The organism is Chryseobacterium sp. HMWF035 (assembly GCF_003094695.1).
GTDB classification, from domain to species: Bacteria; Bacteroidota; Bacteroidia; order Flavobacteriales; family Weeksellaceae; genus Chryseobacterium; species Chryseobacterium gambrini.
Genome location: NZ_QEHP01000060.1, coordinates 1 through 16,938, shown reverse-complemented (window position 1 = coordinate 16,938; position 16,938 = coordinate 1). Strand labels below are relative to the sequence as shown.

At 36.0% G+C, this 16,938-nt stretch carries 13 protein-coding genes; 6 read left to right on the top strand and 7 right to left on the bottom strand.

Annotation, left to right across the window (positions count from 1 at the left end):
• Positions 1 to 89: 89 nt before the first annotated feature.
• The 6 genes from DD829_RS10530 to DD829_RS10505 form a co-directional block, all read right to left on the bottom strand.
• On the bottom strand, positions 90 to 2,450 hold the full coding sequence (locus tag DD829_RS10530) for a choice-of-anchor L domain-containing protein (RefSeq protein ID WP_108409861.1): 2,361 nt from the start codon (positions 2,448 to 2,450) through the stop codon (positions 90 to 92).
• Positions 2,451 to 2,650: 200 nt separating this feature from the next.
• Complete coding sequence (locus tag DD829_RS10525; RefSeq protein WP_108408892.1) at positions 2,651 to 3,202, bottom strand: DUF1003 domain-containing protein; 552 nt, start codon at positions 3,200 to 3,202, stop codon at positions 2,651 to 2,653.
• A 13-nt stretch (positions 3,203 to 3,215) separates the two neighbouring features.
• Entirely contained in the window at positions 3,216 to 3,986 is a 771-nt protein-coding gene (locus tag DD829_RS10520; RefSeq protein WP_410493815.1) for a TIGR02757 family protein, read from the bottom strand.
• A 5-nt stretch (positions 3,987 to 3,991) separates the two neighbouring features.
• Complete coding sequence (locus tag DD829_RS10515; protein WP_108408891.1) at positions 3,992 to 4,906, bottom strand: ribonuclease Z; 915 nt, start codon at positions 4,904 to 4,906, stop codon at positions 3,992 to 3,994.
• Between the two features lie 145 nt (positions 4,907 to 5,051).
• Positions 5,052 to 5,627, bottom strand: coding sequence for an RdgB/HAM1 family non-canonical purine NTP pyrophosphatase (rdgB, locus tag DD829_RS10510; RefSeq protein WP_407933596.1), 576 nt, complete (start codon positions 5,625 to 5,627; stop codon positions 5,052 to 5,054).
• 116 nt (positions 5,628 to 5,743) lie between these two features.
• A complete protein-coding gene (locus DD829_RS10505) occupies positions 5,744 to 6,574 on the bottom strand; it encodes a CPBP family intramembrane glutamic endopeptidase (protein WP_108408890.1) in 831 nt (276 codons plus the stop codon).
• Between the two features lie 378 nt (positions 6,575 to 6,952).
• On the opposite strand from DD829_RS10505, the gene DD829_RS10500 reads away from it, so the two are divergent.
• The 4 genes from DD829_RS10500 (at position 6,953) to DD829_RS10485 (ending at position 12,552) form a co-directional block, all read left to right on the top strand.
• The gene (locus DD829_RS10500; RefSeq protein WP_108411626.1) at positions 6,953 to 8,131 is read left to right on the top strand and encodes an MFS transporter; all 1,179 of its coding nucleotides are present in this window, start codon (positions 6,953 to 6,955) and stop codon (positions 8,129 to 8,131) included.
• 507 nt (positions 8,132 to 8,638) lie between these two features.
• On the top strand, positions 8,639 to 10,234 hold the full coding sequence (locus DD829_RS10495) for a peptide chain release factor 3 (protein ID WP_076392518.1): 1,596 nt from the start codon (positions 8,639 to 8,641) through the stop codon (positions 10,232 to 10,234).
• Between the two features lie 100 nt (positions 10,235 to 10,334).
• On the top strand, positions 10,335 to 11,258 hold the full coding sequence (locus tag DD829_RS10490; protein WP_116547717.1) for a restriction endonuclease: 924 nt from the start codon (positions 10,335 to 10,337) through the stop codon (positions 11,256 to 11,258).
• A gap of 343 nt (positions 11,259 to 11,601) precedes the next feature.
• Positions 11,602 to 12,552, top strand: coding sequence for a DUF4349 domain-containing protein (locus DD829_RS10485; protein ID WP_108411127.1), 951 nt, complete (start codon positions 11,602 to 11,604; stop codon positions 12,550 to 12,552).
• Between the two features lie 266 nt (positions 12,553 to 12,818).
• Here DD829_RS10485 and DD829_RS10480 read toward each other — a convergent pair whose 3' ends face one another.
• The gene (locus DD829_RS10480) at positions 12,819 to 13,958 is read right to left on the bottom strand and encodes an acyl-CoA dehydrogenase family protein (protein WP_076392514.1); all 1,140 of its coding nucleotides are present in this window, start codon (positions 13,956 to 13,958) and stop codon (positions 12,819 to 12,821) included.
• A gap of 242 nt (positions 13,959 to 14,200) precedes the next feature.
• Here DD829_RS10480 and DD829_RS10475 point away from each other — a divergent pair, with 242 nt between their 5' ends.
• Positions 14,201 to 15,979: an AMP-dependent synthetase/ligase gene (locus DD829_RS10475; protein ID WP_108409643.1), complete on the top strand. Its 1,779-nt coding sequence runs from the start codon at positions 14,201 to 14,203 to the stop codon at positions 15,977 to 15,979.
• Positions 15,963 to 16,664 (top strand): hypothetical protein, encoded by a 702-nt coding sequence (locus DD829_RS10470; RefSeq protein WP_108409642.1) that lies wholly within the window; start codon positions 15,963 to 15,965, stop codon positions 16,662 to 16,664. Before DD829_RS10475 ends, DD829_RS10470 begins: the two co-directional genes overlap by 17 nt.
• Positions 16,665 to 16,938: the final 274 nt, after the last annotated feature.

Below are 16,938 nucleotides of genomic sequence, written 5' to 3'. Positions count from 1 at the left end.
AAAGATATTATAAAAAGAGTAATTTCAATTATCTCTAAAACGTAAAAAAGACCAACAAATTGTTGGTCTTTTCTATTGTGATTCAAAATTTATTCAAAATTTTTCAATAAGATCCATCCTGTCTTTACAACCGGCTTTTTACTTGCAGGATCTTCAAAACTTACCTGATACCAGTATGATGAGGTATTCAGTCGTTTACCTTGGAAATATCCATCCCAATAAGGCTGTAAGCTGCTTTCCCTGTAGACTTCTTTTCCGTAACGGTCGAAAATAGAAGCTTTAAAGTCTTTATTTTTATTTACGATTCGGAAATCGATGATGTCATTAATGTTATCTCCGTTTGGCGTAATAACATTCTGCATTACGAATGTAAAATACTCAAGGAAGCCTACACAGCTTGTATTCTTCACTCTTACTCTAATGGCAATAACTGTATTTCTCGGCACATTGGTGAATGTATTTGAATTTTGCCATGTTAAACCATTATCAACAGAATATTCCAAAACACCGTTGCTTGGATTACTTGCCGTAATAATCATGGTTCCGTTTTCGTTATAGTTAACATTAATAACTTCCGGAATAACCGCCTGAATAACCTGTGTTGTAAAGACTTTTGAACATACTCCGTTAGTAATAGTTACACTGTATGTTCCCGGCGTTCCTATAGAAATCGTCTGAGATGTTGCTCCATTACTCCAAAGATAACTGTAGTTCGGTCCTGCTCCTGCATCTAAATTAATAACATCTCCCTGACAGATCATTCCTCCGGAAAGTGTTGATTTAATAGCCGGAACCACTTCTACAGTAACGGATGCAGGCTGTAAAGATTTACATCCCTGTGTTCCGATCGCGTAAACAGAATATGTTGTAGTCTGAGTTGGAGAAACGGTCTGCGTAGCTCCGGTTCCCGATAAATTCGTCCATTGATACGTTGCGCCATTGGAAGCTGTTAAAGTTGTAGATTCGCCTAAGCAGATTCTTACTTTTGTTGCCGTAAGCTGTACAACAGGCGTTGCTTCTTTTCTTAAAGTTAAAGTTACCGTTTTGCTACAGAAAGCTCCATTAGAAACAACGACATACAAAACCTGTCCGTCTGTTCCGTTATAACTTGCCATTTGCGCTGCCGTAAGATAATTTGCATTCTGAGCAACTGCATCTGCCTGATTCACATAATAACGAACAATAGCCGTAGTGGAAGTTGTAATCTGCGGCGTTGCATCATTTAAATTAAATGTTGCCAAAGATGGTGTTGTACAAAGTTTTAAAGTAGCATTCTGTGCAGGTGGTGTTGTTCCTCCTACAATGGTAACAGTAGCTGTCTGGCAGTTGGTTCCGCCCACAAATGTTCTTACCACATACACACCGGGTGATGTAGCGATATAGGTCGCATTGGTTGCCCCTGCAATTGCAACACCGTCTTTGTACCATTGGAAGGTCATTCCCGGAACAGAAGCGATTTGCGCTGTTAGAGTTTGCGGCGTGTTATCACACATGTTAACACTGGTTAATGGATTTCCGCTGCCGTCTACAATGGTCATTCCGATGTCAAAAGATCCTCCCTGAAGAAAAACCGCAGAGTCAAAACTGCTGTCGGAAGCATCAGCCAAAACCATTTTAAAATGATACGTCTGCCCCGGAATTACCGTTGCAGTTGCCGTTAAAGGAATTGTTCTTCCATTGAAATTCGTTTCGATATTTGAAGTATTCATTCCTCCGAAATAAGCTTCGTTAATAGGTCCGCAGGAGAACCCGTTACCGGAAGGAACAATATTGGTAACGCTTACAGGTCCCGCTGTTCCCGGTAAAATTGCCATATTGGTATAAGTAGGATCCCCTACTTTTTTCAGTAATAAAGCAAAACCATCGGAATAAACTCCACAAGGGAAATCTGAGGTATATTCTTCTGAAGCAAAAATATAATTAAATTTTACCTGAGTACTGTTAGGAACAAAGTCGAACTCAATAAAAACGGCATCTTTTAAAGGAGCCAAAGGATTAATTGCCGTTACAAGATCCGGATCACTAACGGTAGATCCGGGAACAGGATCGCTCAATCCGCTTTCCAACACATTTCCTGCTCTTCGGGCTTTTCCTGTTACCAATACAACACCATCCGTAAACGGAAAAGCAGTAGTTCCTTTATGAAAATATCCCCAAGCTCTTTCCGTATCTGTGGCAGGCTGGTTGGGAGAAACAGTAACGTTGGTAACGTTGGCAACGGCGCAGCTTGATCCTCCTGAAATCAGAACGTTTTTAACAAGCTGTTCTATATTGTAAGAAGATGGCGCGTAAGAAGCGACATTCACATCTATAAAAGCACCTGACTTTAAACTCGAATTAGTATGCTTTTCTTTAATCGGTTTTCTTGATGTTTTTTGGGCAAACACAGATCCCGAAACCAGAAGCAACACTAAAAAGAAATAGTAGTTTTTTAATCTATAATTTAACATTTTGTTGTTGTTTGTTCAAAAATACTAAATTATCAGCTAAAATCAGAACAAAAAATAAGCGTTATGCTACAAATAACCTAAAATATTTTAAAATTACAGAAATAACAGATATTCTATCTGAATTAATAAAAAAGACTGATAAAATTATCAGCCTTTTTGTATGAATTTTTACTATTTAAACAATTATATGTGTTGATTAACTAATCTTTTTTCAGTTCATCAATCATATTCTGCAATTCTGAGATCTTATCTTTCAGTGCTTTAATTTCATTTTTATTGGAACTTACATTGCTTTTCAGCATCACATTTTTGGCGCGTTCAATGTGATCTTCTTCATCTTCTTCCTCATTAATTTCTTCGATATCTTCCTGAATATCCTCAATATCTTCATTAATTTCTTCGATATCCTCGCTGATTTCTTCAATGTCTTCGCTGATCTCTTCAATATCTTCCTGAATATCTTCAATATCCTCACTAATTTCCTCGATATCTTCCTGAATAACCTCAATTTTTTCATGGCTTTTATTCACCGACATCTGGATGAAAATGGCAAGATAAATTGCTTCCAAAGAAACGACCGTTGTAAGGATCAGCAGCATTTTATCAAATTCCACAAGATGGAGAAGCGGCAGAAGAAAAGAAATCAAAAAAAACAGGGTATGTGCAATGAGTGACGGAATAGAACCGATCCACCATGTAATTCCGTTGGCAATTTTTTCCAGCATTTCAATTTTTTCTTCGTTCTTTTTCATTGCGTTTCAATTTTTATAGTAATTCTTTCGTAACTCCCAGTCCAAACAATGCAAAATCGTATTTTGCAGGATCTTTTTCATCAAATTTTCGGATCACAAGATCCAGTTCTTCCACGGTTTTCCAGTCGTTCTGCGTTCTGGTAATCAGCCCCAGTTTCCTTGAAATATTTCCGGTATGTACATCCAACGGAATCGACAGATATTTCGGATCTGTGTTTTCCCAAAGACCAAAATCTACGCCACGCCTGTCGTTACGTACCATCCAGCGCAGAAACATGATAATTCTTTTGGTGGAAGAATTTTTATAAGGCGAACTTACATGTTTGTGCGTTCTGTGCTTTTCCGTTCCCAGAAACTGTGTTCTGAAACGTTCAATGGAATGAGAAAAATTAATTTCAGAATCATTTACCCTGAATAAATCCTCCAGACTTTCATTTTCCGTATAAATTCTGTTAAACTGCTTAATAAAATAAGCAAAATCTTCTCCGTTAAAAGTTCTGTGAACACTTTTGCCCTCCATCAATTTCAAATCCTTTTCCGAATGATTCAAAACAAAATCATAGGGCGAATTTCCCATAATATCGAGCATTTTTTCCGCCGATTTAATGATCGCTTTTCTGTTTCCCCATGAAATTGTCGCCGCCAGAAATCCTGCAATTTCAATATCCTGTTTCAGAGAAAAACGATGCGGAATCTGGATCGGATCATTTTCTATAAATTCAGGATCATTGTATTGGTCTGCCTTTTCATCTAAGAAGATTTTCAGTTCTTCAAACTTCAACATTATTTTTAAATTTTTACAGGTTCCAGTGCTTTCGGTAAGAAAGTATTGGGAAAAATAGTTCTTGCTTCATCGGTAAATACGGTAAGATCTCCATAACGGTTGGAAAAATGTCCTAAGATGAGTTTTCCGACTTCTGCTTTTCTGGCTACCGTTGCGGCTTCCAGAGCAGTTGTATGTCCTGTATAATCTGCCATTTCCTTCAAATCGTGAAGAAATGTGGATTCATGATAAAGCACGGTTACATTTTTAATGATCGGGATCACACTTTCCAGATATCTCGTATCGCTGCAAAAGGCGTAAGATACAGAAGGGGCAGGTTCTACGGTAAGAATTTCATTTTTAAGCACATATCCATCACTTAAAACAAAATCTTTTCCTGCTTTTATATTGTGATAATCACAGGTTTCTATTTCGCTGTACTTCGCAATTTCCTTCATGTTCAGATGCCTGTCTTTCGGTTTTTCTTTAAACAGATAACCGTTGCAGTATATCCTGTGATCCAGAGGAATGGTGTACACTTCTACCCTGTTGTCTTCATAAATTTTCTCTGAATAATCTTTATCCAGTTCATGATAAACCACTTCAAAACCACGGTGCGTTTCTGTAATCGTGAAAATAGTTTCCAGCATTTTCTTAATTCCTTTCGGACCATAAACGTGAAGCGGCGTTTCTCTTCCCAAAAGCCTGAAGGAAGCAATAAGCCCCGGTAAACCAAAACAGTGGTCTCCGTGAAGATGAGAAATAAAAATATGATTGATCTTCGAAAATTTCGCTTTGGCTTTTCTCAACTGTACCTGCGTTCCTTCCCCGCAATCGATGAGGAAAGACCGTTCTTCCATCTCCAGAAACTGCGCGGTAGGAGAAGAATTCACCGTAGGAATTGCTGAATTAAAGCCTAATATCGTTAAATAAGTACTCAAATCGATGGTTTATTAAGGTGACAAATGTACGGATTTAGGTTAAGACTAAGATTTAGGCTGAGATTAAAATTGCGTAGTGGAAACCAATTTAAATATCTAAATTCCGGTTTCTGTTTTTACCATACATCTTAGCCTCAACCTCAAACTATTCTTTCCCTTTCAGGAAATCCAAAAATAGATCCAAAGCCTGTTTTCTGTGGCTGATTTTGTTTTTATCCTGCGGTTCCATCTCTGCAAAAGTCATGTCGTACCCTTCCGGAACGAAGATCGGATCGTAGCCGAACCCTTTGAAACCTTTATTTTCCTTCAATAAATTTCCGTGAACCCTTCCGTCGAAATATTTGGCTCCGTTTTCGTCATAATAGCATAAAACAGTAATGAAATACGCTTTTCTGTTTTCAATACCTTCCATTTCGCCCAAAACTTTTTCGATATTTTTAGCAAAATCATGATTTCCTGCATAACGCGCGGAAAAAATTCCCGGTCTTCCGTCCAGAGATTCTACAACCAGTCCGCTGTCGTCGCCCAAACTTGGAATTCCTGTTTTTTCGAAGCAGTATTTTGCCTTAATTAACGCATTGGCATTGAAAGAATCTCCATCTTCCACGATTTCGTCATGAAGATCGTAATCGGCAAGACTTTTAACGACAAATTCATCGCCTAAAATCTGCTGAATTTCTTCTTTCTTATGTATGTTGTGCGTTGCTACCAGTAATTCCATATTCAATTTCATTTATTTAATTTCTATTTTGTTTAAATCTCAATTCATCATCACAAATAACACCAAAGATATAAGTGAAATTAGTGTCTAAAATTTAGTGCCATTCGTGTTTAGATTTAAATTTCAGAATAATGCACTTTATATTTTTTCATAAAAAGAAAATAAAATAAGGAGAAAAGTGCAATTCCTATCGTCAGTATGATCCATTCTGAAACTTTGAAAGCATCTGCGAAGCTTTCCGTTTTTACATAAGTGATTAATAAGGTGGAACATAAATTATTAAAACCATGCAAAAGCATCGGTAAAAGCAGAGATTTTGTTTTGTAATAGACCAATCCCAGAACGCATCCTAACAGAACCGCTCCCACAAACTGCCACGGATTTCCGTGAACCGCTCCGAAGATTACGGAAGCAAAAACAATTGCCATTTTCGGTTCAACGCCTTTATTCATCAATCCTTTCTGGATAATTCCCCTGAAAATAATTTCTTCAAAAATAGGCGCACAGATAACGGCAGTAATGATCATCACAACCGGATCATCGGTAAGTTTTTCCATCATCCGAGTAAAAAAATCGTAATACTTTCCGAAAAAAGGTCCCGTTGTAGGAATCTGGGCGGTAATAAACTCTGCAATAAACATCATCCCGATCATCATTGGAAAAATCAGGAGATAGGTAGAAAAATTAGTGGGAGAAAAATTGAAATTCAGCTTCATTCCTGTTGTTCTTCTCACGATGAAAAAATCAAAAAAAACAATCGCCGTAAGAAATCCTGCGGCATTGGTAATCATAAAAAACCAGTCTCTGTACTGTAGATTTTCTTTGAAGGTAAACATCCAGAAAACATTAAAAAACGAAACTACCATTGTTCCGAAAAACAATCCTGCCAGTAAAACAAGACCGCCAATCCATGTAAACTTGAAATTAGGATATTTACTTTTTTCCATAGAATCTAAGAATTTATTGAGAAACAAAGATAATTCAAATTATGAGAAAAGAGAATTGCAGAGAAGTTTAACCTTAAAATACATTGTTACATTTATGTTCTTTAAAATGTTTAAACTAATTTCAAAAATTAACCGCAAAAGTTGCAAAAGACCATTATTCCGCAATAATTAGAATAATCAAAGTTCTCAAAAGAATAAAAATCGAAGATTTTTAAAGCTGTTGTTGCCTTTTTCATTTTTCGTTATTAAATTTTGAATAAAATTTCAGCTTATCTTTTATGACTTTTGCGGTTAAATAAAAAAGGTTAAACAGATTTTAAGTTAAATTTTTCTGTCAGACTGTTTTAATGAAGTAACTTTGCAGCTTAATATTTTCACATGCAGGGTTTGGTAAAAAAGTCGGAGAATGTTAATCTGTCTTTAATCAGTTATGTAAGTTTTACCTTTATAGGGTATTTCGTTATCGGATTATCGCTTTCGGTGCTTCCTATTTTCATTAGTAAAAGTCTTGGGTTCAGTCTGGTAATTGCAGGTTTGGTCATCAGTCTGCAGTATGTTTCTACATTTTTCCTGAGAGCTTATTCCGGAAAAATCATTGACGGAAAAGGCCCGAAACCAGCCGTTTTATTCAGCATGATCAGTTTTTCGCTGACCGGAATTTTCCTGATCATTGCTTATTATTTTAAATTTTCTCCGTGGTTAAGTTTAATATTTTTGGTCATCACGCGTCTTCTTACAGGCTGTGCGGAAGGAATGATCGGTGCAAGTCCGATTAACTGGGCAATTATGGCAGTCGGGGAAAAACATACGGCAAAAATTATTTCCTACAACGGAGTTGCCTGTTATGGCGCATTGGCAATCGGAGCTTCTCTGGGCGTAACGATTGAGCATGAATTCAGCTTATACGGAATCGGAATTCTTTCGATTATTCTTGGAATTTTAGGGTTTCTTTTTGCAAAAACCAAAGACAATAAAACCAACACGGATATAAAAGAATCGCAGCCGTTCTGGAAAGTTTTGGGAAAAGTGGCTCCTTTCGGCGTTTGTCTGGCTTTAGGAGGACTTGGTTTTGCGAGTATTTCTACTTTTATCACCCTGTATTACAATTACTTTCATTGGAATAACGGCGCTTTATGTCTGAGTGTTTTCGGGGTACTGTTTGTTGCGGGAAGACTCGTTTTCAATAATGTAATCAATAACCACGGAGGAATTAAAGTTGCCATTGTCTGTCTTTTGGTAGAAACTATCGGGCTTTTAATCATTTCATTTGCCACGAATTCACAAATGGCTCTTGTTGGAGCCGGCGTTACAGGACTTGGTTTTTCATTAATTTTTCCGGCTTTGGGTGTTGTTGCGATTAAAAGCGTGCCTTCATCCAATCAGGGTTCCGCTTTGGCGGGATATGGTCTTTTTATTGATCTTTCTCTCGGTGTTGCAGGACCGCTGATTGGCGGAATTGCTGATCTTTACGGGATGAGTTATATTTTCCCTTTCAGTGCGGCGATGGTTTTTGTGGGATTGGGACTGGCTTATTTACTTAAGCTTAAACACAAATAGATCTTTTAAACACGAATAACACAAATGGTTTTCACAAATTCCACGAATTTGATTTTTTTTTTAGCCTATTTTTAGTTTGGCAAAAGCAAAAAAAAAAGTTGTTTAAAGTAAAACGGTAGAAAACTCTATAGAGTTTTATCTGTGTAGACACCTTATTCACAATGCATTTTGCGTTCCGTAGGAACGCTATCTTTAAAAAATTTATCATATTTATAGATATCAATCCTACGGATTGATTTGCGGATTTATTCTTATTTCTACACAGATTCTGCTCCTAAAGGAGCAAACTCTCTTACTTCAAACAACTTCAAAATAAAAAATCAAAGATTTTTAAACTAATGTGTCCTGTTACGTATAAAGAATTTAATCTTAAGTTACTAATGTGTTATAATCTTTTGTGACTTTGTGGTTAAATAAAATTCATGCTTTTTCATATAAAAATTTGTGTTTAAACAAAATTTTCAGGATTCGACAAAATTCCCGATTTTTGCAACTTCAAAATACGATATGTCAGACTTAATCAAAGAAATAGAAAAAAGAAAAACCTTCGGAATTATCTCTCACCCGGATGCCGGAAAAACCACTCTTACGGAAAAGCTTTTGCTTTTCGGGGGTGCAATTCAGGAAGCGGGTGCGGTAAAATCCAACAAAATAAAAAAGGGAGCGACCTCCGATTTCATGGAAATTGAAAGACAGAGAGGAATCTCCGTGGCAACTTCGGTATTGGCTTTTGAATACAGAAATCACAAAATCAACATTCTGGATACTCCCGGTCACAAGGATTTTGCAGAAGACACATACAGAACTTTAACGGCGGTTGATTCTGTAATCGTTGTGATTGACGTTGCAAAAGGGGTTGAGGAACAGACGGAAAAGCTTGTTCAGGTTTGTAGAATGAGAAATATTCCGATGCTGGTTTTCATTAATAAGCTTGACCGTGAAGGTAAGGATGCTTTCGATTTGCTGGATGAGGTGGAACAGAAGTTAGGATTAACGGTTTGTCCGCTTTCTTTGCCAATTGGTATGGGAGCTGACTTTCAGGGAATTTACAATATCTGGGAAAACAATATCCAGTTGTTTTTGGAAGAGAAGAAACAGAAGGTGGGTGAAGCGATAAAGTTTGACAATATTAATGATCCTTCAATTGATGAAGTGATTGGCGAAAAAGCCGCTGCTACTTTAAGAGAGGAACTGGATCTTGTTCAGTCGGTTTATCCTGAATTCAACCGTGAAGATTATATGAAGGGGGATTTGCAGCCTGTTTTCTTTGGTTCGGCTTTGAATAATTTCGGGGTTCGTGAGTTGCTGGATGCATTTATTGATATCGCACCGATGCCACAACCGAAGGAAAGTGATACGCGTATTGTAAAGCCGGAAGAAAATGGTTTTACGGGATTTGTTTTCAAGATCCACGCAAATATGGACCCGAAACACAGGGACAGACTGGCTTTCGTAAAAATTGTTTCGGGAACTTTCAAGAGAAATGAAAATTATCTTTTGGTAAGAGAGGGCAAAAAAATGAAGTTCTCTTCACCAAATGCTTTCTTCGCGGATAAAAAAGAGGTGGTTGATGAAAGTTTCCCGGGAGATATTGTAGGTCTTCATGATACGGGAAGTTTCAGAATCGGAGATACGTTAACAGGCGGCGAAAAACTGAATTTCAAAGGAATTCCGAGCTTCTCTCCTGAACATTTCAGATATATTAACAACAACGATCCCTTGAAAGCAAAACAACTGGCAAAAGGGATCGATCAGTTGATGGATGAAGGGGTTGCACAGTTATTTACCCTTGAAATGAACGGCAGAAAGATCATCGGAACAGTGGGTGCGCTTCAGTATGAGGTAATCCAGTATCGTCTGGAGCATGAATATGGGGCAAAATGTACTTACGAACCTCTTTCTATGCATAAAGCGTGTTGGGTGGAAGCGGATGAAAAATCGGATGAATTCAAGGAATTTGCCAGATTAAAACAGAGATTTTTAGCGAGAGACAAATACAACCAGTTGGTTTTCCTTGCTGATTCTTCTTTCACGATTCACATGACGCAGGAGAAGTTCCCGAATGTGAAACTGCATTTCATCAGTGAGTTTAAGAATGCTTAATTGAAATAAATCAGCTTTAAATAGATTATCCGCGGAAGTTTTTCTGCGGATTTAATTTTTTATAATTATCGTATATTTGACTTTTACTAAATAAAAACTAATGGCAATACCAAAATATAACGAAATTCAACTACCTGTTCTTAAAATTTTATCTGATGGAAAAATTCTAAAATTAAAAGATTTCATTGAACCAATAGCAAAAGAGTTTTCTCTTACTAATGATGAAATTAATGAAATGTATCCTTCAGGAAATGGTCATATTTTTTATGATAGAATTTCTTGGGCATTAAGTTATTTGAATATAGCAGGTTTACTTGAAAAACCAGGAAGAGGGTTATTTAAAATAAATTCAAAAGGAATAGAATTATTACAAAGTCCTGACAAACTTTCTTCTTATGTAGAAAAATCTGTTCAAAAAAGCTACAAACAAAAAAAAGAGCTAGAGATTTCTCCAATTGAAATAACCGAAAATAAATCAGAAGATCTAACTCCTCAGGAAAAACTATATAATTCTTTCAATAAAATTCGCGACACGGTTTATGAAGAAATTTTAAATACTATATTAAGTAAAAGTCCATCTTCATTTGAAAAACTTGTAGTTTTATTATTACAAAAAATGGGTTACGGCGGAGAGATTAAAGATTCTGGTTTAATAACTAAAAAATCCAATGATGGAGGTATAGATGGAATAATTAAAGAAGATATATTAGGATTTGGAAGAATCAATATTCAGGCAAAAAGATATAAGAGAGATTTAGTTATAGGAAGAGAAGAAATACAAAAATTTGTTGGAGCTTTAATGGTTGCACAATCAAATAAAGGTGTTTTCATTACAACATCCTATTTTTCAAAAGGAGCAATCGATTATGTTAAAAATCTTTATGGGAATACAACTGTAGTACTGATTGACGGAATTAAATTAGCTGAATATATTTATAATTTTGGACTTGGAATGCAGGTAGAGCAGCTAATAGAAATTAAGAAAATGGATAGTGATTTCTGGGATTCTATGTCCGATGAATAAACAGTATAACATCTTATAGTAAATATACATCCGCGGAAGTTTTTCTGCGGATTTTTTTATGGAATTAAATGAAGCTTTTATGTAATGAAGGATCTTGAGTCATCTGAGATTTTTCGACTTTACTTTGTTTCGTTCAAAATGACAGTGCTGAAAATTAAATTCAGATAAGGTTTAATTAAGAAAAAGAAATCAAAGATTAAAAGAAACTTTGTAAAACAGGATTTTTTTATTTTACAAAATACTAAAATTCAACTCCTTATCAATTTACATAAGCAAAACAATTCCTTTACAATCTTTACAAAAACTTCCCTCCTAATTTTACCTCATCGAAAAAATTAATGTTATGAAAAAGTTCATCTTACTCGTTGCTGTATCAAGCACGTTTATCATGTGTAAAAAAGGAGAAGCGGCAACATCTAAAATTGAAGATGCAGTGCAATCAGCAGACAGTACGATTTCTGCGACCTCTGAAAAAATTAATGACGTAAGCGAAAAAGCCAATGCTGCACTGGATTCTGCCAATGTAAAAATCAAAGATTTTGAAAATGCTAAAAATGAAGTGAAAGACAAGATTGAAAATACTTCCAAAATGGTAGATTCTTTATCTGAGAAAATTTCTTCTGTAAAACTGGAATCGAAAACCGAGAAAAAAGATTCGGCTAAAAAAGAAGAAAAAATTGTGGTGAATGTTCCCGCTCCGAAAGTGATTAAAGAAACCAAAATCGTTTATAAAGACAAACCGAAGAATGAAAATTACGAACTGAATGTTCTGAAAAATAAAATGGTAAAATCGGGTTATTTAACCATGAATGCAGACAATGCGGAAACCGTAAGGGAAATTATACGACAGGAAACTGTTAAAAATAATGGTGCCGTTACCAAGGAAGAGCTCACTTATGTTGCAGCAGAACCTTCCGATGACAGATCTTCGGAAATGGCGGATCAAAAAGCATATTATCTTCAGATTAAAGTTCCTCTGCAGAATTTTGACCAACTGATGGATGATTTAAGCAGCAATATCGGCGATATTGAAAGTAAAAACATAGAAGTAAAAGGAAATGATTATTATAACAATACGCTTTGTGAGATCAGGATCTCTCTTTTGGATAACACTCATAAAGCTCCGGAAACTTTTGGTGAAAAATCTTTAGCCGCCGTTTCCTCAGGATGGAGTGTCATTACTTCTATTTTCCTGTTTATTCTGCCGCTTTGGCCATTGTTTTTAATTGCCGGAATTGGATATTATTTTTATAAAAAGAGGGGTAAAAACACAACCAATCATGATGCCCATTAATTTCGAAAGTCCATCCTTTGTGATGGATTTTTATTTTAATATTATTTTAATGGGATAAATTGATTTTTAACCGATGTTATTGATATTTTTGATAAGTCATTAAGAAAGGAAAAAAGCTTGTAAAATTTAACTTTAGCCTCAAATTTCCATCAAAAAGATAAATAAAGCAGACAAAAAATTTTATATATTATATTTTGTGGTTCGTGTGAATGTAAAAAGGCTTCCAAATGCGGAAGCCTTTTACTATTTCATGTATAATTAAGCAATTACTTTGCAATGCTTCTTGAAATAACGATCTTCTGGATTTCAGAAGTTCCTTCGTAGATCTGAGTGATTTTGGCATCTCTCATCATTCTTTCTACGTGATATTCTTTCACATATCCGTATCCACCGTGGATCTGTACAGCTTCAATCGTAGTATCCATTGCCACCTGAGAAGCGTATAATTTTGCCATTGCTCCGCTTTCAGAGATGTCTTTTCCAGCATCTTTTTCTACAGCCGCCTTGAAGCAAAGCATTCTTGCTGCTGTAATCTGAGTTGCCATATCTGCCAGTTTAAACGCAATCGCCTGATGATTGATGATTTCTGTTTTAAACGCTTTTCTTGTTTTGGCATATTTTAAAGCCAGTTCGTACGCTCCGGAAGCAATTCCTAAAGCCTGAGAAGCAATCCCGATTCTACCACCGTTCAGAACAGCCATTGCGAAATTGAATCCGAAACCGTCTTCCCCGATTCTGTTTTCCTTCGGTACTTTTACGTTATTGAAGATCAAAGAATGCGTATCGCTTCCTCTAATTCCCAGTTTATCTTCTTTCGGACCGATCTCGAAACCTTCCCAACCTCTTTCTACGATGAAAGCGTTGATTCCTTTATGTTTTTTCTCAGGATCTGTCTGTGCAATTACAATATAGTAAGATGCTGTTCCACCGTTTGTGATCCAGTTTTTGATCCCGTTTAAAAGATAATAATCTCCTTTATCTTCTGCAGTTGTTTTCTGGGAAGTTGCATCAGAACCTGCTTCAGGCTCAGACAAAGCAAAAGCTCCGATTACCTGTCCGCTTGCCAAAGGTGTAAGATATTTTACTTTCTGCTCTTCAGAAGCAAATTTCTCAAGACCTGCACAAACCAATGAGTTGTTTACAGACATTACCACAGCCGCAGAAGCATCTATTTTTGCAATTTCTTCCATTGCAAGAACGTAAGAAACGCTGTCCATTCCGGCACCGCCGTATTTAGGATCCACCATCATCCCCATAAGTCCCATTTCCCCCATTTTCTTTACCTGTTCTGCAGGAAACTTCTGGTCGCGGTCTCTTTCGATTACTTCCGGTAAAAGTTCGCTTTGCGCAAAATCTCTTGCTGCCTGCTGAATCATCAGCTGTTCTTCTGATAAATTAAAGTCCATAACATTGAATAATTAGATGGTCGCTAATTTACACTTTTTGGGCAAATCTGAAAATAGAATCATAAATTAGATAAAAACAACGAAATATCTCAATTTTTAAATTTTCATCATATATATATTAAGTTTGAATTATTAAATATATTATGGCATACATTTTATTAATTTCTAAATAATCACTTCCAATTTCCACAATTAAAAAAAATGCTTATATTTAAAATCCTTTAACAATTACTTAAAAAATCATGACAATCAAAAGATTATTTGATATTCCTCAATATGCATTGAAAACGTATCCGAAGTCGGATATGTTTGTAACCAAATACCATGGTGAATGGAAGAAAACTTCCACGCAAGAGTTTATCAATGAAGCCAATAAGATATCAAGAGGACTTTTAAAACTTGGCATAAAACCCGGTGACAAAATCGCTTTAATCACCACTAATTCCCGAACAGAATGGGCGATTATGGATCTCGGACTTTCGCAGATCGGGGTGGTTTCTGTTCCCGTTTATCCGAGTATTTCTCCCGAAGATTATGAATTCATCTTTACCAATGCAGAAATTAAGTACTGTTTTGTATCTGATAAGGATCTTTTGAACAAGGTAGTAAAAGTAAAACATAACATTCCTTCATTACAGGGCGTTTTTACTTTCGATAATGTTTCGGGAGCTGCTAACTGGAAAGAAATACTGGATCTTGGCGAAGATGATTCTACGCAGATTGAAGTGGAAGATCTTTCAAATGCTATTAATTCGGAAGATCTGGCAACGATTATTTACACTTCGGGAACAACAGGAAAACCGAAAGGAGTTATGCTGACTCATCATAATATCGTTTCCAACGTGTTGGGTTCGATCCCGAGAATTCCTAAAAAGAAAAGTCTGGATTATAAAGATACAAGAGTTCTGAGTTTCCTTCCGATATGCCATATTTTTGAAAGAATGCTTTTCTATCTTTTCCAGTACAACGGTTTTTCGATTTATTTCGCGGAAAGCATCGAAAAGATGGGAGAAAACGTAAAAGAAGTAAAACCTCATTACATGAGCGTGGTACCAAGACTGGTGGAAAAAGTGTATGATAAAATCTACGCCACAGGTTCTTCCGCGGGAGGACTGAAACAGAAAATCTTTTTCTGGGCACTGGATCTGATTTCTAAAAAGAAAAGTGTTTCAAAACCATCCGGATTAAAGGAAATTATTGCCGACAAACTGGTGTTTAAAAAGTGGAGAGAAGGTTTAGGCGGTGAAATCATTACCTTGGTTTCCGGTTCTGCAGCTTTATCTACAAGACTAAATTTAATGTTCCAAAATGCAGGAATTCCCATTCTGGAAGGATATGGATTAACGGAAACTTCGCCTGTAATTTCGGTAAATTCTTTCAGCAAAATGAAAATCGGAACCGTAGGTTTACCTCTTGACAATCTGAGTGTTAAAATTCAGGCAGACGGAGAAATTACGGTAAAAGGTCCTTCTATTTTTAAAGGCTATTTTAAAAATGAAGAAATGACGAAAGAAGTTTTCACAGAAGACGGCTATTTCAGAACGGGAGACATCGGACATATCGACAGTGACGGATTTTTACAGATCACTGACCGTAAAAAGGAGATGTTCAAGACTTCGGGAGGAAAATATATTGCGCCGCAGACCATAGAAAATTTAGCAAAAGCTTCAAAGTTTATCGAGCAGATCATGGTTGTCGGAGACGGCGAAAAAATGCCTTGCGCACTGGTACAGCCAGATTTTGAATTCGCAAAAAGCTGGGCATCCAGAAACAATCTGAATGTAGGCTCCACTCCACAGGAAATTGCCAAAAGTGCGGAATTAAAAGAAAGAATTAAAAAAGAGATTGACGATATCAACCAACATTTAGGAAACTGGGAACAGATCAAAAAAATCGAGCTTACCCCGGAAATCTGGAGCATTGATGCCGGTCTTTTAACGCCGACTTTAAAGCTTAAAAGAAAAGCAATCAAGGAAAAATTTATAGATCTTTATAATAAGATGTATGAGCATAAGGAATAAATTCTCATCGAAAATAAAGAAAAACAAAATTAACCGATTCATCATTTTTGGATCGGTAATTTTATTTTCATCCTGTGAAAAACATACCGACAACACAAAGATATCTTCCAAAAAAGATTCTGCTCAAATTGTTTCTGATATACCAAAAATTAAAGGAATCAGCAGAACGGAACTTATGGATTATGTGAAATCTTCACCAACCATCAAGCCAAACCAGAACAACGGAATTCCTTTCAGTACGCTTGATTATGACAAAATTATAGCATACGATTTCAGAGGTGATGAAGAAATGTACGATGCACCGATTGATAAACAGGGAAACTTCATTCCCATCATAGAAAAACAGCAGTTTCTGTCACAAGAACAGGCTGATAAAATTTTAAAGGCTTTAGCGAAAAAATCCAGTTATGGAGAAGCTTCCGCAGCGTGCTTTAATCCGCATCTAGGTTTGGTGTTTTTTAAGGACAATAAAAAAATCAACCAGATGAGTATTTGTCTGGATTGCAACGGCTCCATTTCAGAAATTGATATTCCAGCTCGACGTCACAGGGTTTTCAACAAAGGAACTGATGACGAATATTCTTTTACCGGTTTTACGCCCAAAGGAAAAGCAGCCATTATTGCGCTTTGTAAGGAACTTAAATTTTATTATAAATCTGAAACAAATACTGAGACAAAAAAATAAGGCAGAAAAATTATATTTATTTTTTTTTTAACACAAATTGCACAAATATCTTCACGAATGGCTCTATCTAATTATTTCAAAATAAAGCTATTTCAGTTTTCCATTGAATAAAAGTTTTTAAATATTCTTTTTCTTTATAATCACTAATATCATGTATTTAGTTTATATTTATTTTTTAAAAACTCTATAGAGTTTTATCTGTGTAGACATCATATTAGAAGGACGTTCGGCGTTCCGTAGGAACGCTATCTTTAGAACATTTATCTTATTATAG